This window comes from Mesorhizobium sp. M1A.F.Ca.IN.020.04.1.1, from assembly GCF_003997315.1.
Taxonomy (GTDB): Bacteria; Pseudomonadota; Alphaproteobacteria; order Rhizobiales; family Rhizobiaceae; genus Mesorhizobium.
The window spans coordinates 18,973-35,666 of record NZ_RZSN01000044.1; the positions used below are offsets into that span (position 1 = coordinate 18,973).

General features: G+C 63.8%; 19 protein-coding genes and 1 riboswitch. Of the genes, 4 read left to right on the plus strand and 15 right to left on the minus strand.

Going from position 1 to position 16,694, the window contains the following annotated elements; all coding sequences use genetic code 11:
* Window positions 1-70 precede the first annotated feature (70 nt).
* The 7 genes from EOA49_RS11890 to EOA49_RS11920 form a co-directional block, all read right to left on the minus strand.
* Complete coding sequence (locus EOA49_RS11890) at window positions 71-658, minus strand: NAD(P)H-dependent oxidoreductase (protein WP_095778509.1); 588 nt, start codon at window positions 656-658, stop codon at window positions 71-73.
* On the minus strand, window positions 658-1,239 hold the full coding sequence (locus EOA49_RS11895) for an NAD(P)H-dependent oxidoreductase (protein ID WP_067329247.1): 582 nt from the start codon (window positions 1,237-1,239) through the stop codon (window positions 658-660). The genes EOA49_RS11890 and EOA49_RS11895 overlap by 1 nt, the downstream gene beginning before the upstream one ends.
* Window positions 1,240-1,366: 127 nt before the next feature.
* Window positions 1,367-2,764: an FAD-binding oxidoreductase gene (locus EOA49_RS11900; protein ID WP_127239523.1), complete on the minus strand. Its 1,398-nt coding sequence runs from the start codon at window positions 2,762-2,764 to the stop codon at window positions 1,367-1,369.
* 2 nt (window positions 2,765-2,766) lie between these two features.
* Entirely contained in the window at window positions 2,767-4,065 is a 1,299-nt protein-coding gene (locus EOA49_RS11905; protein ID WP_127239522.1) for a cytosine deaminase, read from the minus strand.
* 12 nt (window positions 4,066-4,077) lie between these two features.
* Entirely contained in the window at window positions 4,078-4,929 is an 852-nt protein-coding gene (locus EOA49_RS11910; protein WP_127239510.1) for an ABC transporter permease, read from the minus strand.
* Complete coding sequence (locus EOA49_RS11915; RefSeq protein WP_095801964.1) at window positions 4,916-5,734, minus strand: ABC transporter ATP-binding protein; 819 nt, start codon at window positions 5,732-5,734, stop codon at window positions 4,916-4,918. The genes EOA49_RS11910 and EOA49_RS11915 overlap by 14 nt, the downstream gene beginning before the upstream one ends.
* Window positions 5,735-5,749: 15 nt before the next feature.
* Entirely contained in the window at window positions 5,750-6,754 is a 1,005-nt protein-coding gene (locus EOA49_RS11920; protein WP_127239509.1) for an ABC transporter substrate-binding protein, read from the minus strand.
* Window positions 6,755-7,008: 254 nt separating this feature from the next.
* Here EOA49_RS11920 and EOA49_RS11925 point away from each other — a divergent pair, with 254 nt between their 5' ends.
* Both EOA49_RS11925 and EOA49_RS11930 read left to right on the plus strand, forming a co-directional pair.
* Window positions 7,009-7,392, plus strand: coding sequence for a RidA family protein (locus EOA49_RS11925; RefSeq protein ID WP_127239508.1), 384 nt, complete (start codon window positions 7,009-7,011; stop codon window positions 7,390-7,392).
* Between the two features lie 66 nt (window positions 7,393-7,458).
* Window positions 7,459-8,256 (plus strand): creatininase family protein, encoded by a 798-nt coding sequence (locus EOA49_RS11930; RefSeq protein WP_067329234.1) that lies wholly within the window; start codon window positions 7,459-7,461, stop codon window positions 8,254-8,256.
* A gap of 15 nt (window positions 8,257-8,271) precedes the next feature.
* Here the strand turns inward: EOA49_RS11930 and EOA49_RS11935 are convergent, their stop codons facing one another.
* Window positions 8,272-8,781: a tyrosine phosphatase family protein gene (locus tag EOA49_RS11935; RefSeq protein WP_066999573.1), complete on the minus strand. Its 510-nt coding sequence runs from the start codon at window positions 8,779-8,781 to the stop codon at window positions 8,272-8,274.
* A 2-nt stretch (window positions 8,782-8,783) separates the two neighbouring features.
* Window positions 8,784-9,830: a threonine-phosphate decarboxylase CobD gene (cobD, locus tag EOA49_RS11940; RefSeq protein ID WP_127243164.1), complete on the minus strand. Its 1,047-nt coding sequence runs from the start codon at window positions 9,828-9,830 to the stop codon at window positions 8,784-8,786.
* On the opposite strand from cobD, the gene cbiB reads away from it, so the two are divergent.
* Window positions 9,829-10,818, plus strand: coding sequence for an adenosylcobinamide-phosphate synthase CbiB (gene cbiB / locus EOA49_RS11945; protein ID WP_066999568.1), 990 nt, complete (start codon window positions 9,829-9,831; stop codon window positions 10,816-10,818). The genes cobD and cbiB overlap by 2 nt on opposite strands.
* A 6-nt stretch (window positions 10,819-10,824) precedes the next feature.
* On the opposite strand, the gene cobO is transcribed toward cbiB, so the two are convergent.
* The 5 genes from cobO to EOA49_RS11970 all read right to left on the minus strand — a co-directional run bounded on the left by cobO (window position 10,825) and on the right by EOA49_RS11970 (window position 13,954).
* Complete coding sequence (gene cobO, locus EOA49_RS11950) at window positions 10,825-11,454, minus strand: cob(I)yrinic acid a,c-diamide adenosyltransferase (protein ID WP_066999565.1); 630 nt, start codon at window positions 11,452-11,454, stop codon at window positions 10,825-10,827.
* Window position 11,455: 1 nt separating this feature from the next.
* Window positions 11,456-11,977 (minus strand): bifunctional adenosylcobinamide kinase/adenosylcobinamide-phosphate guanylyltransferase, encoded by a 522-nt coding sequence (gene cobU, locus EOA49_RS11955; protein ID WP_095829301.1) that lies wholly within the window; start codon window positions 11,975-11,977, stop codon window positions 11,456-11,458.
* A complete protein-coding gene (locus tag EOA49_RS11960) occupies window positions 11,970-12,767 on the minus strand; it encodes a CbtA family protein (RefSeq protein WP_127239929.1) in 798 nt (265 codons plus the stop codon). The genes cobU and EOA49_RS11960 overlap by 8 nt, the downstream gene beginning before the upstream one ends.
* A 15-nt stretch (window positions 12,768-12,782) precedes the next feature.
* Window positions 12,783-12,962: a CbtB domain-containing protein gene (locus EOA49_RS11965; protein WP_127239928.1), complete on the minus strand. Its 180-nt coding sequence runs from the start codon at window positions 12,960-12,962 to the stop codon at window positions 12,783-12,785.
* A 36-nt stretch (window positions 12,963-12,998) separates the two neighbouring features.
* Window positions 12,999-13,197: riboswitch (cobalamin riboswitch) on the minus strand.
* Window positions 13,198-13,267: 70 nt separating this feature from the next.
* Entirely contained in the window at window positions 13,268-13,954 is a 687-nt protein-coding gene (locus EOA49_RS11970) for a gamma-glutamylcyclotransferase (RefSeq protein WP_127239927.1), read from the minus strand.
* A gap of 141 nt (window positions 13,955-14,095) precedes the next feature.
* Here EOA49_RS11970 and EOA49_RS11975 point away from each other — a divergent pair, with 141 nt between their 5' ends.
* A complete protein-coding gene (locus EOA49_RS11975) occupies window positions 14,096-15,295 on the plus strand; it encodes an aromatic ring-hydroxylating dioxygenase subunit alpha (RefSeq protein ID WP_127239926.1) in 1,200 nt (399 codons plus the stop codon).
* On the opposite strand, the gene EOA49_RS11980 is transcribed toward EOA49_RS11975, so the two are convergent.
* Window positions 15,264-16,463: an MFS transporter gene (locus EOA49_RS11980; protein ID WP_067329217.1), complete on the minus strand. Its 1,200-nt coding sequence runs from the start codon at window positions 16,461-16,463 to the stop codon at window positions 15,264-15,266. The genes EOA49_RS11975 and EOA49_RS11980 overlap by 32 nt on opposite strands.
* Between the last annotated feature and the right edge of the window lie 231 nt (window positions 16,464-16,694).

Consider the following 16,694-nt stretch of genomic DNA (forward strand, 5'->3'; position numbering starts at 1 on the left):
GTAAGTTGACGCCGCCCCTCATCTGCTGCCGCCATCTTCTCCTCATTTAACGGGGAGAAGAGAGCTATCCTCAAAAGCTTTCCAGCCTCGCCCTTACCTTCGCCAGAAACGCCGTCCGGCTCTTCGGCGTTGAGGAATCCATCAGGTAGTGCGCCAGGAAGAATGTCTTGCAGCGGGGGGCGCAGATGGCGCGCATGCCGCGCAGGATCGTCTTGCGGCCGGGCTGGCCGACAACGACGCTCCACCAGGTCGGCGCGCCACAGGTGGTGATGACGCCGACCTTGGTCACATGGGTCATCAGCGATTGGATCCGGCCTCTGCCGCGCGGCAGCTTGAAGGCGATGTCGGTCGCCCACACGCGATCGAACCAGCCCTTCAGCATCGCCGGCAATCCGTACCACCAGGTGGGGTAGATGAAGAGGATCGCCTCGGCCCATTGCAGATGCTCGAAATGCGGCCGGAGCGCCGGATCCTCAGGCGCGCGCTCGTTGTAGGAGCGCCGCTCTTCGCAGCTCATCACCGGATTGAACTTCTCGGCATAGAGATCGAGCAGCCTTACGTCCCAGCCTCGTCTCGTCAGCACCTCTATCGCCATGTCGCGGATCGCGGCGCAATAGCTCTCCGGCACCGGATGGCAATAGACCACCAGCACGCGCATCAGAATTGATCCATGCTGGCGGCCACCTTCGCCATGAAGGCCTTGCGCGTCTGATCCGTCGAAAGGTTCATCGAATAGTGTGCGAGGTAAGAGACGGAGGCGCCTGGCTTGATGGTGGCCCGCAGCGTGCGCTTCACCATTTTGCGCGGCGGATCGCCCATCAGCATGGCGCGAAAACGACTGCCGCCGTAGGTGGTGATGGCCGCGAGCTTGCGGATGTTGTGCAGCGTCGGCCGAACCTTGCCGTCGACCAGCTTGAACGATACGCCGGGCAGGAAGACGCGGTCGAAGAAGCCCTTCAGGATAGCTGGATAGCCGTAATTCCAGACCGGAAACGACAGCACCAACGCTTCCGCCTTCTGAAGCCTTGCGATGTAACCGGCGACCGCCTCGTTCGGCCCGCGCTGATCGTGGTAGCCGAGCCGCTCTGCGCGCGTCATCCGCGGATCGAAATCCTCGGCATAGAGGTCGCAGTCGTCGATCGTGTGGCCCGCCGCGCCGAGCCGCTCGACGATCGTCCGATGCAGTCCGGCGTTGAAGCTGGTCTCCACCGGATGTGCGTAGAGCACGAGGATGTTCACGGGAGTGGATCCCGCAGGTCAGCTCGACAAACCCCTGTTGTCCCATGCCACATCTCCTCCCTTGTGCGGGAGATGTCGCCAAAGGCGACAGGCCAGAGGAGGGTGCAGCGCCGGGCGCTCATCGCGATCACCTCGCCTTTTGCAGCCCCTTGAACAGGAACGGCTTGCCGGAGCGATAGTCATAGCCCGGATTCTCCCAGGCAATCATCTTGCCGGGGTTGAGCAATCCTTGCGGGTCGGTCTCGCGCTTGAAGGCAAGCTGAACCTCGTCAGTCTGCTTCATGCCGCCCTCTTCCAGCGTGTAGCGATGGGGGTTGAAGATCCAGCAGCCATTGTCCTCGTGGATACGGATGATCTCGTCGAGCCTTTCTTCCGTGGTGAAACGGACCAGCGGCAGCCCGGCGGCGCCGATCGCGCCGTCGAAGCGGATGAATTCGAGATGCGCCGGCACCTCGTCGCCGAAACGGTCGACCATCGCCTTGACGTGCGCGAGATGGTCCGGCGACGGATAGCGCGCCTGCAGATAGGTGATCGTCGGATCGACCCTGATGGCGCGCAGCGTCGTGTGGTTCCAGGTCAGCTCGTAGGCCGGCGGCAATCCCTTGAGGTCGGTCTCCTGGTCGGCCCGGAAGACGATTTCGCCTTTGCTGGCCCGGACGAACGCGAGGAACCCATCCATCGCGTGCGGCGCGATCATGCACACCACGATGCTCTGCTCGCGCCGGAAGAACTTCTGGTGTCGCTTGAAATAATCGTAAGGAATGGGTGCCGCGATCGGCGTGATCAGCTTCGCCAATATGCCGTCCTGCTCGGCGAGGTCGTTGCCGAAGCCCGCGGCACCCATAAAATCGTCGAAGCCGACGATGACATCGACCCAATCGTAGGACGCCGTCAGCGGCATCTCAACCTCGGTGATAATGCCGTTGGTGCCATAGGCATGCATGACCTTGAGCACGTCCTCGCCCGAGAGGTCCATGACGCGCGGCTCCGCCTCCATCGTCACGGTCCGCAGCCGGATGACATTGCCGAGATCGCGCAATCCGCCCCAGCGGATCGAGCCGACGCCGCCAGAGCCGCCTGCGACGAAGCCGCCGATGGAGGCGGTGTTGTAGGTGGAGGGCGACATGCGCAGTTCCTGCGCGGAATGCGCCCGCGCGGCGCGATCGATGTCGGCCAGAACCGCTCCGGGCCCGGTCACCACGCGGCCCGGCGCGATCGCCTTCACTTCATTCATTTCGGCGAGGTTGAGCACCACGCCTCCTGACAGCGGCATCGCCTGTCCGTAATTCCCGGTGCCGCTGCCGCGCGGTGTGACTGGAACGCCGTGCCGGTGGCAGGCAGCCAAAACGCGGATCACCTCGTCCTCGTTCTTCGGCGTCACGATCAGGTCACCGGTGACGTGGTCGAGCTGTTGTTTGAGGACGGGGCTGTACCAGTAGAAGTCGCGGCTCTTCTGCTGGAGGATGGCCGGATGGTCGTCGATCTTGAGGCCTTCGAGATCGCGCTTCAGCGCTGCGATATCCATCATCACACCATCAATTCATCGAGTTCAGCATAGTCGGGCAGCCGGCGCTCGATCGCCCTGCCCTCGCGCACCACGATGCGATCCGATTCGGGCCGCGACAGCAATTCGGTCCAGCTGCGTCCCTTGAAGACGATGAAGTCCGCGCTGCCGCCGGCGGCGAGAGTGCCGACACCTTCCAGCCGCATCACCTCGGCCGGCGTCGCCGCTATCGCTTTCGGCCAGTCACCGACAGGGTGATCGAAATGCAGGATGCGTGTCGACATGCGGTAGACCTCCAACATATCGAGGTCGCCATAGGCGTAGAACGGGTCGCGCGTGTTGTCAGAAGCGACAGCCACCTTGATGCCGCGTGCCTTCATCTCGTGCAGCAGCGTCACGCCGCGCCAGCGCGGGGTGGTGTGGTTGTTGCGCCGGTCCTGCAGATAGAGGTTGCACATCGGCAGCGACACGACCGCCAGTCCGGCCTTCGCCACCTTGTCCAGCGTGTCGAAAACTTCGAGGTCGGGCTGGCGCGCCAGCGAGCAGCAATGGCCGATCAGGATGTTGCCGTCAAAACCGTTCCACAGCGAAGCTTCGGCGATCTTCTTCAGCGAGATCGCCGCGACATCGTCGGTCTCGTCGGCATGGAAATCGAGGTCGAGCCCATGCTTGAGGGCTTCAGCGAACACCTTGTCGAGCAGTTCCTCGAGGTCGGGCACCATGTAAGTGACAACACCGAGCACGCCCTTGGCCGCGGCGACGCGTTTTGCCAGACGCTCGAACCAGGCCTTGTCGCGCACGCCTTCGATGCCAAGCAGACAGGCGGCCTGCAGCTCGATCCGGCCTCGCCATTTTTCCCGCATCGTCTCGAACACCGGCCAGGAAATTTCCTCCTGCGGCGCCACGCTGTCGAGATGCGTGCGCAAGGCCCTGGTACCGTGCGCGTAAGCTGAGCGCAGCGAGAAATCCATGCGCCTCGCCACGTCCTCCGCGCTCCAGCGAGCGGTGCGATCGGCGGCAGTTGCGTTGAGCGCGCCTATGAAGGTGCCGTCGGGATTTGGCTTGCGCGGCCAGATATGGCCCTTGTCGATATGCGTATGGCAGTCGACGAAGCAGGGCAGCACGATGCGGCCGCCAAGGTCGATTGCGTCGAATGGCGGCTCGGCTTTGCCGTGCGCAATGATGCTAGCAATCTTGCCGTCGGCGACGGCAATGTCGGCGAGCGCAAAACCATCGGCATCGAAGCTTGCGGCAAGACCGGGCGTCAGCCATTGATGAACGCGGACGTTGGCGAGTTGGTAACGACCAGAGGCTGGGATCAACATTCAGGCACCCTAGCGCTCCTGCTTCAGCGCGCTCTCGTGCCAGCGGCGCAGGATGAGATGCGACACCAGCGACAGCACGAGGAAGATCAGGATGCCGGTGAGCGAGATCAGGATCAGCGCCGCGAACAGCCTGGGAGCATTGAGCCGGTAGCCCGCCTCGATGATGCGCGAGGCAAGCCCGGACGATTGCCCCTGCGCGCCGGCGACGAACTCGGCCACCACGGCGCCGATCAGCGACAGGCCGCCGGCGATCTTCAGCCCACCGAGGAAATAGGGCATCGCCGCCGGCAGGCGCAGATAGCGCAATTGCTGCCAGCGGGTCGCGCCGTTGAGCTTGAACAAATCGCGCAGGTTGCGGTCGACCGAGTTCAGCCCGAGCGTGGTGTTGGAGAGGATCGGGAAGAAGGCGACGATCCAGGCACAGAGCAGGAGTTTGGTCGTCTGGTTGTTGATGTAGATGTTGATCAGCGGGAAGATCGCCACGATCGGCGTCACCTGCAGCACGATGGCGAAGGGGAAGAACGACATCTCCACCCATTTCGACTGCGCGAACAGCACCGCCAGCCCGACGCCGCCGATGACGGCAAGCAGCAGGCTGAGGAAGGTGATCCTGAGCGTCACCAGCAGCGAAGAGAACAACAGCCCGGCATCGTCATGCAGCGTCTGCAGGACCACGCCCGGGCGCGGCAGGATGTATTGCGGGATCCCGTTCCAGACGCAGATGCGATCCCACAGCCAGATCGCAAGCACCATGATCGCCAGCGGCAGTACCCATTTGCCGATCCGCTCCAGCCGCTCCTGGCGGACGCGGCGCGCCTCTTCCGGGTCGAGCTTCAGGGCATTGTTTTCAATGGCCGTCATGATGAGGTCCGGCGGTTGAGTTGATGGCATTGACCAGCACGTCCGAGGCCTGCCGGCAGAGCGCCGCATAGTCGGGCGAAGTCCGGAATGCCTCGTCGCGCGGGTAAGGCGCTTCGATTGCAAGCTCGCCGTGGACGCGGCCCGGTCGTGCCGCCATGACGACGACACGGCTGGAGAGGAACACGCTTTCGAAGACGCTGTGGGTGACGAAGACGACGGTAAACCGCTCGTCCTGCCAAAGCTCGAGAAGATCGTTGTTGAGCTTGAAGCGGGTAATCTCGTCGAGCGCCGCGAAGGGCTCGTCCATCAGAAGAATGCGCGGCTTGGTCACCATAGCCCGTGCGATCGAGACACGCATCTTCATGCCGCCGGAAAGCTCGCGCGGCACGGCATTCTCGAAACCGGTGAGGTGCACGCGCGACAGCATTTCCATCACCGCGGGCTTGGCCTCCGCGCGCGATACGCCTTTCAGCCTGAGCGGCAGCCAGACATTGTCGAAGACGCTGGCCCATGGCAGCAGCGTCGGCTCCTGGAAGACGAAGCCGATATTCGAGCGGTCGATCGAGCCGCGCCAGTCGAGCTGACCGGAGGTCGGCGTCGACAGGCCGGCGATCAACCTGAGCGCCGTCGACTTGCCGCAGCCCGAGGGCCCGAGCAGGCTTAGGAAATCGCCTTCGCGGATCGCCAGGTCGACCTTGCTCAGCGCCGTGACGCCGTTGGAAAAGACCTTGCCGACATTGCGTAAGGAAAGCAGCATCGGGCTCTCACCCGATGCCGTTGCCTGCGCCACTTTCTCCTGGATCATCTCAGGCAGGCCGCCTTACTTCTTCAGCTCCCGCCCGACCCCCTTGTTGATGAAGGCGAGCGTATAGGCCTTCTTGATGTCGATGCCCGGCTGCGCGACCTTGGCCTTGACCATCTTGTCGTAGAAGCTCTGGATGCGCGCTTCGGTCATGCCGCCGATACCGAGCTTTTCCGTATCGCCGGAATCGACAATGCCGAACTTCTTCAGCTGTTCGATCGAGAAGGCGATCTGCTCATCCGTCATGTCCGGATTGTCCTTCTTGATCATCTCGTTGGCGGCCTTGTTGTCGCCGTAGAGGTAGTTGTACCAGCCCTTGGCCGAGCCATCGACGAAGCACTGCACCACCTCCGGCCGCTTGTTGATGGTGTCCTGCATCACTTCGATGGTCGTGGCATAAGTATCCCAGCCATTGTCGGCGAGCAGGAACTGGTTCGGCACGAAGCCGCCCTGTTTCTGCACCGCGTAGGGCTCCGACGTGACATAGCCCTGCTGGATCGACTTCTTGTTGGCGATGAAGGGCGCCGGATTGAAGGTGTATGGCACGCGCTTGGCGGCATCGAAGCCGAGATCGGTCACCATCCACTGGAAGAAGGTCTGTGCGCCCTCGTCGCCGAGGATATACTGGTCGGCGTTCTTCAGGTCCTCCCACTTGTCCAGCCCTTCGCCCGGATGGGACATGATGACCTGCGGGTCCTTCTGGAAGTCGGCGGCGACGACGCGCATCGGAATCCCCTGCTGCACGGCGTCGAAGGCCGAGAGCAGGTTGCCGCCCATGTAGAAATCGATCTTGCCGGCCAGCAGCATCGGCCGGCCGCTGACCTGCGGGCCGCCCTGCATGATGGTGACGTCGAGGCCGCAGGCGGCGTAGGTTCCGTCGGCGATCGCCTGGTAGTAGCCGCCATGTTCCGGCTCGGCCAGCCAGTTGGTGCCAAAGGTGACCTTCTCGTTGGCCGCAGCGCCCAGCGTGCTGGCAGCAAGCAGCGCGATCGCACCCGCCAGGATTTTTTCTTTTCCGTACATAAACATCACCCTCTCTTGGCTCCGGCGCGCTGCGCGCTGGGCTCCACTCCATTGGTTCAAGAAGCAAGACACATGCCACCGCCTTGGGCCGCCTGCTTGCGCGGCAGTCATTGCCGAGACCGGACGGGTCATGCTGTACAAATGGCATCGTGCCCATTTTTTGGACGCCTGTCCATAATCGCCCGGGCGGCATGCACCGCATCTTGAAGCTTTCATGAATCCGGCCTTAGTCTGCCTGCCGACAGGAGAATGCCATGCTCAATTATCTCGCCCCCAAGTCGATCAAGCCGCCCTTTGCCCGTTATAGCCATGGCGTTGAAATTCCAGCGGGAAAGCGCCTTGTGCTATGTTCGGGTCAGTTGGGCATCGCGCCGGATGACGCCGTCCCGGAGGATGCCGGCGCGCAGACCGAGCTTTGCTTCAAGAATATTGCCGCAATCTTAAGCGAAGCCGGGCTGACGCTGAACGATGTCGTGCGCATCAACGCCTTCGTCACCGATCGCGCGCATCTGCAGGCCTATATGGACGTTCGCAATCGCCGGTTTTCCGATCCGGCGCCCGCTTCGACGCTGATGATCGTTTCAGGTTTTGCCCGCCCGGAATTCAAGGTCGAGGTGGAGGTTCTGGCAGCAGGCTAGCTGTTGCCCGGAATGGCCAGGCGCTTTAGACCTTCGGGCCGAACAGCAGACCATCGGGAGACGACAGTGACGACAAGACGTGTGTGGTGGGGCGACTATCGGACGACCGAATACGCCTCGATCGACGCGGAAGCGACGATTGCCGTTCTGCCGGTGGCCGCGGTCGAGCAGCATGGCCCTCACCTTCCGGTCTCGACCGACACCTCGATCATGATGGGCATGCTGGAGACGGTGATTGCGCGCCTGCCCGAGGACATCGACATCCGCCTCCTGCCGGTGCAGGCGGTGGGCAAGTCGAACGAGCATCTGCATGCGCCGGGAACGCTCACCTTGCCGGCCACCACCCTGGTCGACGCCTGGACCGAGCTTGGCCTCTCGGTCGCCCGCGCCGGGGTCAGAAAGTTGATCGTCGTCAACTCGCATGGCGGCAACGAGGAGATCATGGGCATTGTCACGCGCGAATTGCGCGTGCGCGCAAAGATGCTGGCGGTGAAGACGAGCTGGCAGCGCTTCGGCCGTCCCGCTGGCATGTATACCGAGCTCGAGGACCGTCACGGCATCCATGGCGGCGATGTCGAGACCTCGTTGATGCTGCATTTCCGGCCAGATCTCGTCGATATGGGCAAGGCCGACAACTTCGTCTCTAATGTCGGTCGCGCTGAAAAGGAATTCGCCCTGCTGCGGCACACCGGAACGCACGCCTTCGCCTGGATCGCCAGCGACCTCAATCCGAACGGCGTGGTCGGCGACGCCAGCATCGCCACCGCCGAAAAAGGCCGGCTCACCGCCGAGCATCAGGCCGATGGCTTCATCACCCTGGCCAGGGATGTGCGTAAGGCGAGGCTTGCCGACTGGCTGGCGTAGCGGAACAGTGCGAGCTCAATCTCTAATGCTGAGTTCGAACGGAATCCCTTCAAAGGCATCTGCACCGCGCCCGATTGCTTCGACTGCCGCGATCATCCGGCCTTCTCGCCCAAGCAACATATCCGCAACGGCAATCAGCCTTGGATTGGGCGTCGCTGACGGCGAGAGAAAGCGCAGCGTCTTCGCCAGTTCCGCCTCGTCGCGTTTGGGCGCCAGTGCCGCCGCGATGATATAGGCCGATGCCGTCGAGCGGCTGATACCGGCATAGCAGTGCACGACCATCGGTTTGGCCCTGTCCCAGCGATAGGCGAAGTCGAGCAGCGCGCGCACATGCTCCTCGCCCGGCATGGTCATGCCTTCCTGCGCGGCGACGATGTCGTGCATGACGAGATGCAGATGGTTTTCGGCCAGTATCGAGGCCGGACGGACCATCTCGGTGCCGTCGGCGAGCAGCGACAGCAAGCGCTCCGCGCCGGTTCTCGCAACGGTCTCCTCCACCTTCGACAGCGAACAGACATGGATCATCGTCAGCACTCCTTCGGCGCATCGTCGCGCCGCGAGGCCCACGCTGCAAGCGCGCTCTCGAGCCGCTGCCACTCCTCTTCGCTGCCGGGCAGACCGACGCGCAAGGCGTGCGGACGATCGGCAAAATGGCGGACCAAGATACCGCGTTCGCCAAGAGCGGAGAACAGGGAGGCAGCATCGGAGAACGACAAATAGCGGAACAAACTGGTGCCGCCGGCGACCGCGATACCGAATCGGCTGAGCAGCGCGTCGAGGCGCTTGGCATCGGCTGCCAGGCCCTGTCGCATGTCATCCTGCCACCCGGCATCCGCCAATGCGCGGATTCCGTATTCAAGTGCAGGACCGGCGACAGCCCATGGCCCAAGCTGCGCCTCCAACCGCTCGGTCTGTTGGTCGGCCAGCGCGAAACCAAGCCTGACGCCGGCAAGGCCGAAGAATTTGCCGAAGGAGCGCAGCACTACGATGCCGCCTTCGCCCGCATCGCCGGCCAGGCTGTGTTGGACCGGGCCGACATCCATGAAGGCTTCGTCGACCACCAGCAGGCCGCCCTTCGCGCGAAGCCGCGCAGCAAGGCCGACCAGGCGGTGCCTTTCGATCACTCGCCCATCCGGATTGTTCGGGTTGACCAGCACGGCAAGGTCAGCGTCCGCCAAGGCGTCGAAGTCGCCCACCTCCACAACCGCATGGCCTGCAATCGCGGCCGCCCTGGCGTGCTCGGCATAGGTTGGACCCAGCACCAGTGCCTTGCCGGGCCTCACCAGCGAAGCGACCCGCGGCAACAGGATCTGCGTGCCGGGCGCGGCCACGACATGCGCCGCCGACCGCGCGCCATACGCCTTGGCCGCAATTTCGGCCAATTCGCGCAGTCGTCCTGGCTCGGGCAATCGTGACAGGGCGGTGGCGGGCAGATCGAAAAGCGGATAGGAGTGCGGATTGATACCTGTCGAGAGGTCAAGGAAAGGCTGTGGCGCATGAGGAAAGAGCGCGCTTGCCCGGCCAAGGCTGCCGCCGTGATCAACCGCTGCAATCGCTCCGCTTAGAAGCTTCATGTCGATCCTGATCGCTTTCCTGTCACTCGCCATCGAACGTGCCCTTGGCTACCCGGACTGGCTGTTTAACGCCATCGGTCATCCGGTAACCTGGATCGGCAGGCTGATATCCTTTCTCGATCGCAGGCTCAACCGCGCCACCGATTCCGACGAATTGCGTCGCCGCCGCGGCGTCCAGGCGCTTCTGGTCATCCTGCTGGTGCCGGCGGCCATCGGCCTGACGCTGCATGTCCTGCTCTGGCTGATCTTTCCGTCCGGCCTGGTCATCGCGGCCATCCTCAGCTCCTCGCTTCTGTCGCAGAAGAGCCTCGCCGAGCATGTCGAGGATGTCGCCGATGCGCTGGAGACCGGCGGCCTGACGCTCGGCCGCATCGCCGTTTCGCGCATCGTCGGCCGCGATCCGGACAAGCTCGACAGGGCGGGCGTTGCCCGCGCCGCGATCGAAAGCCTGGCCGAGAATTTCTCCGATGGCATCGTCGCGCCCGCCATATGGACCGGTGTCGGTGGTTTGGCCGGGGGTGCTGCCTACAAGGCCGCCAACACCGCCGATTCCATGATCGGCCACCGCACGCCGAAATACGAGGCCTTCGGCCGGGCGGCCGCTCGCTTCGACGACCTGGTCAACCTGCCGGCATCGCGGCTCACCGGCCTGCTGATTGTGCTGGCGGCCTTCATCGTCAAGGGCGCCGACCCCCGCAACGCCTGGCAGGTCATGCGGCGTGACGCGAAGAAGCACCGTTCGCCCAATGCCGGCTGGCCGGAAGCCGCCATGGCCGGCGCGCTGGGGCTCGCCCTGGCCGGACCGCGCAGTTATGGCGGCGAGGTCGTCGAGGATGCCTTCATGGGCGAAGGCGGCAGGCGCGAGGCCGAAAGCACCGACATAAGGCAGGCGCTGGAACTCTATCGCGTCGCCGACGGGCTGTTGATCGGCCTGTTCGCGATTCTATCGGCGACGGTGATCTACCTGACCATTTTGATCGGCGGCTAAGGCGCCTTAGAATTCAATCCCCTGCTGCGCCTTCACACCGGCCGCGAAATGGTGCTTGGTCAGCCCCATCTCGGTGACGAGATCGGCCGCCTCGACCAGCAGCGGCTTAGCATTGCGGCCGGTGACGACGACATGCAGGCCCTCGCGACGCGCCTTCAGCGCCGCGACCACCTTTTCCAGCTCGAGATAGTCGTAGCGCAGAGCGATGTTGAGCTCGTCGAGGACCACGAGGCTGATCGACGGGTCGGCAATCAGCTCGAGCGCCCTCGCCCAGGCAGCCTCGGCGGCGGCAATGTCGCGCTTCAGGTCCTGCGTCTCCCAGGTGAAGCCCTCGCCCATCGCGTGCCAGACGACGCGATCGCCAAAGGCGGCGAAGGCATCCTTCTCGCCCGTGTGCCATTTGCCCTTGATGAACTGGACGACGCCGACGCGCTTGCCGTAGCCGAGCATCCTCAGCGCCAGGCCGAACGCAGCCGTGGTCTTGCCCTTGCCCGGCCCCGTATTGACGATCAGCAGTCCCTTCTCGATCGTCTTGCCGGCCACCTCGGCATCCTGCACCGCCTTGCGCTTGGCCATCTTGGCTCGATGGCGTTCGGCATCCTTGTCGTCGATGATCGTGTCTTTGATCTCGCCCATGTCACTTCACCTTGAGCGGCAGCCCCGCCACCATCATCAGCACGCTGTCGGCGACAGCCGCGACCTGCTGGTTGAGCCGCCCGGCGGCGTCGCGGAACCGGCGCGCCAGCGCATTGTCCGGCACGATGCCGAGCCCGACTTCGTTAGACACCACAAACCACGGTCCGCGCGGCTGCGAAAGCACATCCGAGAGCCGCCGGCACTCGGCCTCGATATCGTGGTCCGCCAGCATATGATTGCTCAGCCACAATGTCAGGCAATCGATAAGCACCGGCTGGTGATCGGGCAAGGCGTCGATCGCGCCGACCAGGTCGAGCGGCGCATCGACGGTGACCCAGCCTTTGCCGCGGCGCGAGCGATGCAGCGCGATGCGCTCGCGCATCTCCTCGTCATAGGCCTGCGCGGTGGCGATATAGGCCCAAGGCGACGGGCTTGCCGCCACCAGGCACTCGGCATGCGCGCTCTTGCCGGAGCGCGCACCGCCGATGATGAAGGTCAGATGGCCCTCCGCGCGATCAGGCAAAGCTGTCGCGCAGGCTGGTCGATGTACCGGTGAAGCGCCCGCGCACCACACCGACGGCCGCACCGAGCACCAGCCAGAAGACCAGATCGGTGAGGGTCACCGCCACCACGAACTGATGGTGCAGCCCCTCGGGAATCGCCGTCTCGAAGCTGACGGGCTGCGGCGCGCCGACTACGTGCGGAGCGACGATCAGCACGACCGCCAGAATTGCCAAGGGCAGCGACTTGCGAAAGGCGATCAATCCAAGGCCGACCGCGGTTGCGGCCACCGTCGAAATCCACCAGATCTGGCGCGGCAGAAGTTCCGCCGCCGGCATGGCCGGCAGTTCCGGCGGCAGGCCGAGGCCGGGCGCGAGCGTGAAAACCGCAAAACCGGCAAGGCCCCAGAACACGCCCTGGCGCCAGCTGCCGATGCCACCGGCGAATTCCGACACCGCGACCAGGATCAGCGCGAAGCCGATGCCGGTGACGATGTTTGCGACAACGTTGAAGGCGAAGCGCTCGAAGCCGTCGGCCGGAGCCCAGCCCTCGTCCTCGGTCGGAGCCGCCGCTTCCGTCGACGCAGGAGCGGCGCTGCTCATCGCATTGCCCGCCGGTTCGGCCGAGCTCATGGCAGTGCCAGTTCCAGTGTTGGCGGCATGGTAGTGGTGATGACCGCCGCCCGCCTTTTCATAGACTTCCGCTTTGAGGATCAGCGGCACGGTCGCATAGGCCTGCATGCAGGCAAGCGCGATGCCCGCCACGAGCCCTGCGATCGCCGCTACGAACACGACGTTGCGAAACAGATTCATGATATCGGGCCTTCGTCAGTGGCAGGGAAAAGCCATCGAGTGACGATAGTCGTGGGCAGCGTTGTGGACCGCATCGATGTGCGAGAAGCCGACAAAACCGACGACGAAAATGCCGAGCAGCGCGGCGAGAGCCAGCTGCATGATGCGCAACTGCGAGGAGACGGAGGCGCCGAGGGAGACGGAAGCGGTATTCATGTCTTGTCCTTTCGCCCTCCACCCGAGGGCATCGAAGTCAACTTTCCTGTCGCCGGCAGGTCTCCTGGCTCGCGGATTCGCACCCTTCCCCACCTTCCCGAGGACAAACCTCAGTGGTCTATGGAGAGGACTACCGCACACAGTTGCGGGGGCAGCCACGGCTTAGGGCAAAGACTCCACCCTCACCGCATTCCCTCTTGGCTCCAAAAACGGAACCGACGACGCCAGCGACTATAGGCAGAATCGTCGCGACCGGCAAACCAAATTCCGTCACGCCGCAGCGTGATTGCGGCACCGGTTTCGGACTAAGATCCGGCGATCCGCTCGGCGACGAGCTTCTGCAATCGCCACAAATGGCGGTCGTGAATACCGCGCTGTTCGAGGTTCTTCACCGTGTTGTAGAGATAGTCGGCGCCTGAACCCCAGTGGCCGCACGAGGTCGCCAGCCTTTCGACCACCTCGTCTTCGTTGAGTGGGCCGGCATAGGTCGTGCCTTTGCGATTGATGACGAAGGCAAGCGCTCTCAACGCCCCCTTGTCGGTTGCGAGTTGCAGCAGGCGCGGCCGGTAGCTGGTCGGCTTCAGCGTCATCTCGCGGCGAAAAAGCCTGTCCAGCGCCTGCCGGCGGTCACCACCGTTCAGGCGGAAAGCAACGCCCTTGCATTGGCCGCCACGATCCAGCGCCATCATCAGGCCGGGGCTTTGCTTGGTGCCGCGCCAGCGCGTCATCTTCATGCAGAAGGAGCGATGCCAGCCGCGAGCCACGGCGACGCGCTCCTCAAAATGCTCGATTTCCGGTTTCCAGATCAGCGAGCCGTAGCCGAACAGCCAGAGAGGCTCGGTTGCAGGTAGCTCGACCTCGAATGCATCCAGCATGGCTTCATAGTCGCTGTCCACGAGATGCTCGGCATCCGGGTCGGGCCCCGGGTCATCGACCGCGCGAAAACAGCGGGCGACCAGTTCCACGGTCAGCGACATCGTTCTTGCAGGCATACTTTGCAATCCTGGGCAGCCGGCGAAACCGCAGGCGATTACGAAGTGACCTTAAGGGCAGCACCCGGAAGCGACAATGGCCGCGCAATTGACAACGGTCCTGCCCGGGTGTCGGCTGTCATCAGCCAAGGGGAGCCGCTCATGCAGCCAAATCCTAGCGAACACAGCCGCTACAATGGCCTCACCAGCCTCGAGCCGACGTTGCCTGCAAGCGCCTATCGGGAAGCCGACGCTTACCGGCTCGATCTCGAAGCGATCTGGTATCGGAGCTGGCTCATGGTTTGCCGCGAAGCCGATCTCGCGGAACCTCTTGCCTTTCGAACCGCGCGTATCGGCTCGCAGGAGGTCGTCGTGCTGCGCGACGAGGCCGGGAGCTTGCGCGCCTTCCACAACACCTGCCGGCATCGCGGCTCGCAGCTCTGCCTGGAAAGCGAAGGGCGGCTGAAGGCAAGGCTGCTCACCTGCCCCTACCACGCCTGGTCCTATTCGCTGCGCGGCGATCTCGTCCGTGTCCCATCGAAATCGCTGCCCGAAGGCTTCGACAAGGAAAATTATCCGCTCTACCGGGTGGCGCTGTCAGTGTGGCGCGGCTTCGTCTTCATCAATCTCGCAGAGGATCCCGATGGCTCGGGGGAAGCCTCCTTCGACTCCGCCTCCCGCGATCTTTCGAACTGGCCGCTGGAGACGCTCGTCCCCGGGCACCGGCTCACCAAGGTGATGAACTGCAACTGGAAAATCTTCTGGGAGAACTTCAACGAATGCCTGCATTGCCCGGGCGTGCACAAGGACCTGTCGCGGCTGGTGCCGATCTATGGGCGCGGCCTGATGGCGAGGCATGACGATCCGGAATGGGCGCGCTATGCGGATAATGATGCGCCGGAGTTTTCCGGCGGCCTACGCGCCGGCGCCGAGACCTGGTCGCGCGACGGACGCGTCCATGGGCCGGTCTTTGCCGGGCTGACGCCGGCCGAGCGAGCCGCCGGCCAGACCTACGCTACCTCGCTGCCCTCGATGTTCGTCGTCGGCCATGTCGACTATGTCCGCACGGTTCGTCTCGCCCCGCTCGGGCCGGAGCAGACGGAACTCACCGCCGAATGGCTGTTCGCGCCCGATGCCGTGGCACAAACCGATATCGACAACATCGTCGCCTTCGGCGCGCAGGTGCTGGAGGAGGACGCCGCGATCTGCGAGATCAACCAGAAGGGCATGCACTCGATCCGCCACCAGGCCGGCGTGCTGATGCCCGAGGAGTACGATTTGCGCCGCTTCCACGAGTGGGTGCGTGGGCGCTATGCGGCGTTGCAGCCGATCAAAACGACTTCGGCAGATAGCGCCAAGTGAAGAAGCCGCAGAAGGCGGCCAACAGGCCGAGCGTGACGAACACCGAGCCGAGACCGAAGAAGGAGAGCACCACCGAATAGACCAGCGGCGGCGTCAGCTCGGAGAAATCGAGATAGGTTCGGTAGACAGCCGCCATCTGCGCTCGTTCATAGGAACGCACTGAGCGCATGAAGGCTGTCGAGCCCAGCGCGTCGAGCGCAATGGTGAACAAGGCGCCGCCGAGCAGGAAGGCGGCGGTGAGCAGCGGCGCGGCGGCGCCGACGCCGCCGGCCACGAAGAGCATCGCCGCCATGGCGAAATAGGCGAAAGCCATGGTCCGACGGCCGCCGAAGCGCTTTCCCGCCCTGCCCCAGAAGATCGCCATGAACAGAAGCGCATTGCCGGCCGAAACCAGCAGCCCGCCGGCAAGCTTGCCCTCGCCCGTGATCACCATGAACAGCGGGCCATAGACGAAGAAGGTCGTCCAGAAACACGAGCGCCCGAAGGCGATCAGCCACGCGAGGCGCAACCGCGGCTGCGCGACGAAGCGGCCGATATTGGCGAGCGGGTTGATCGGACGGCTCTTGCCGGGACGGATCGAAGGGTTGTCGCCCAGCCGATAGGTCCAGAACAACGCCAGCAGCGCCAGCGCGAAAGCCACGACCGCGCCGTTTGCGGCATAAATCCCGAAGCGCGTATAGAGGAAAATGCCGAGCGTCGGCCCGCCGGTCCAGGCGAACATCGACCAAGCCATGCGCAGCGATTCCGCCTGCATGAAGTCGGTCTTGCGGATATGGTCCATGATGTAGAGGTTAAGCGTGATGGACAGCGCGCTCGCCCCCATGACACGGCACAGCATCCCGGCGAGTTGTCCCGGCAGCGTGTGGGTGACGAAGAACACCGAGCCGATCGCCAGCATCAGGCAGCCGGCCGTGTAGACCCAGCGCCGCGCGAAGCGGCGGATCAGCATCGGCATGAACAGCGTCACCGACAGCCCGAGCAGCGACACGATGGTGTAGAGGATCGAGACGATCTGCTCGTTGTGCAGGATTTCGTAGGCCTGGATCGGGATGACGCTGGAGATGGTGGCGCGAGCAAAGGATTCGACCGCATAGAGCGAAGCGAAGGTGCGCGCATCGGCGGGCCTGAGAGCCGGAAGCCAGATCGGATGGCGCACATGGGTGGACATCGGCCCTCCGAAAAGTGAATCGCTCGCCAAATCTGGCCGGACCAGTCGCGGACCGGTAGCAGGAAACCGACTCCGAGAGGCCGAAAAGCGAAGCCGGCCAGAGGCTTTCCGCCGCTGGCCTAAAGCGGCTTGCCATGCCGCCTGAATGGCAGCAGCCGATCCACCCTCTGTTGTTCGCCCGAACCGTGATAGTCGTTTGGCACGACTGAATCGGATTGCGAGATCAATGAC

Coding starts and splice junctions, on each gene's coding strand:
- EOA49_RS11890 (WP_095778509.1), bottom strand. CDS start 658: ATGCGCGTGCTGGTGGTCTATTGCCATCCGGTGCCGGAGAGCTATTGC.
- EOA49_RS11900 (WP_127239523.1), bottom strand. CDS start 2,764: ATGGATATCGCAGCGCTGAAGCGCGATCTCGAAGGCCTCAAGATCGAC.
- EOA49_RS11910 (WP_127239510.1), bottom strand. CDS start 4,929: ATGACGGCCATTGAAAACAATGCCCTGAAGCTCGACCCGGAAGAGGCG.
- EOA49_RS11915 (WP_095801964.1), bottom strand. CDS start 5,734: ATGATCCAGGAGAAAGTGGCGCAGGCAACGGCATCGGGTGAGAGCCCG.
- EOA49_RS11920 (WP_127239509.1), bottom strand. CDS start 6,754: ATGTACGGAAAAGAAAAAATCCTGGCGGGTGCGATCGCGCTGCTTGCT.
- EOA49_RS11925 (WP_127239508.1), top strand. CDS start 7,009: ATGCTCAATTATCTCGCCCCCAAGTCGATCAAGCCGCCCTTTGCCCGT.
- EOA49_RS11935 (WP_066999573.1), bottom strand. CDS start 8,781: ATGATCCATGTCTGTTCGCTGTCGAAGGTGGAGGAGACCGTTGCGAGA.
- cbiB (WP_066999568.1), top strand. CDS start 9,829: ATGTCGATCCTGATCGCTTTCCTGTCACTCGCCATCGAACGTGCCCTT.
- cobD (WP_127243164.1), bottom strand. CDS start 9,830: ATGAAGCTTCTAAGCGGAGCGATTGCAGCGGTTGATCACGGCGGCAGC.
- cobO (WP_066999565.1), bottom strand. CDS start 11,454: ATGGGCGAGATCAAAGACACGATCATCGACGACAAGGATGCCGAACGC.
- EOA49_RS11960 (WP_127239929.1), bottom strand. CDS start 12,767: ATGAATCTGTTTCGCAACGTCGTGTTCGTAGCGGCGATCGCAGGGCTC.
- EOA49_RS11965 (WP_127239928.1), bottom strand. CDS start 12,962: ATGAATACCGCTTCCGTCTCCCTCGGCGCCTCCGTCTCCTCGCAGTTG.
- EOA49_RS11970 (WP_127239927.1), bottom strand. CDS start 13,954: ATGCCTGCAAGAACGATGTCGCTGACCGTGGAACTGGTCGCCCGCTGT.
- EOA49_RS11975 (WP_127239926.1), top strand. CDS start 14,096: ATGCAGCCAAATCCTAGCGAACACAGCCGCTACAATGGCCTCACCAGC.
- EOA49_RS11980 (WP_067329217.1), bottom strand. CDS start 16,463: ATGTCCACCCATGTGCGCCATCCGATCTGGCTTCCGGCTCTCAGGCCC.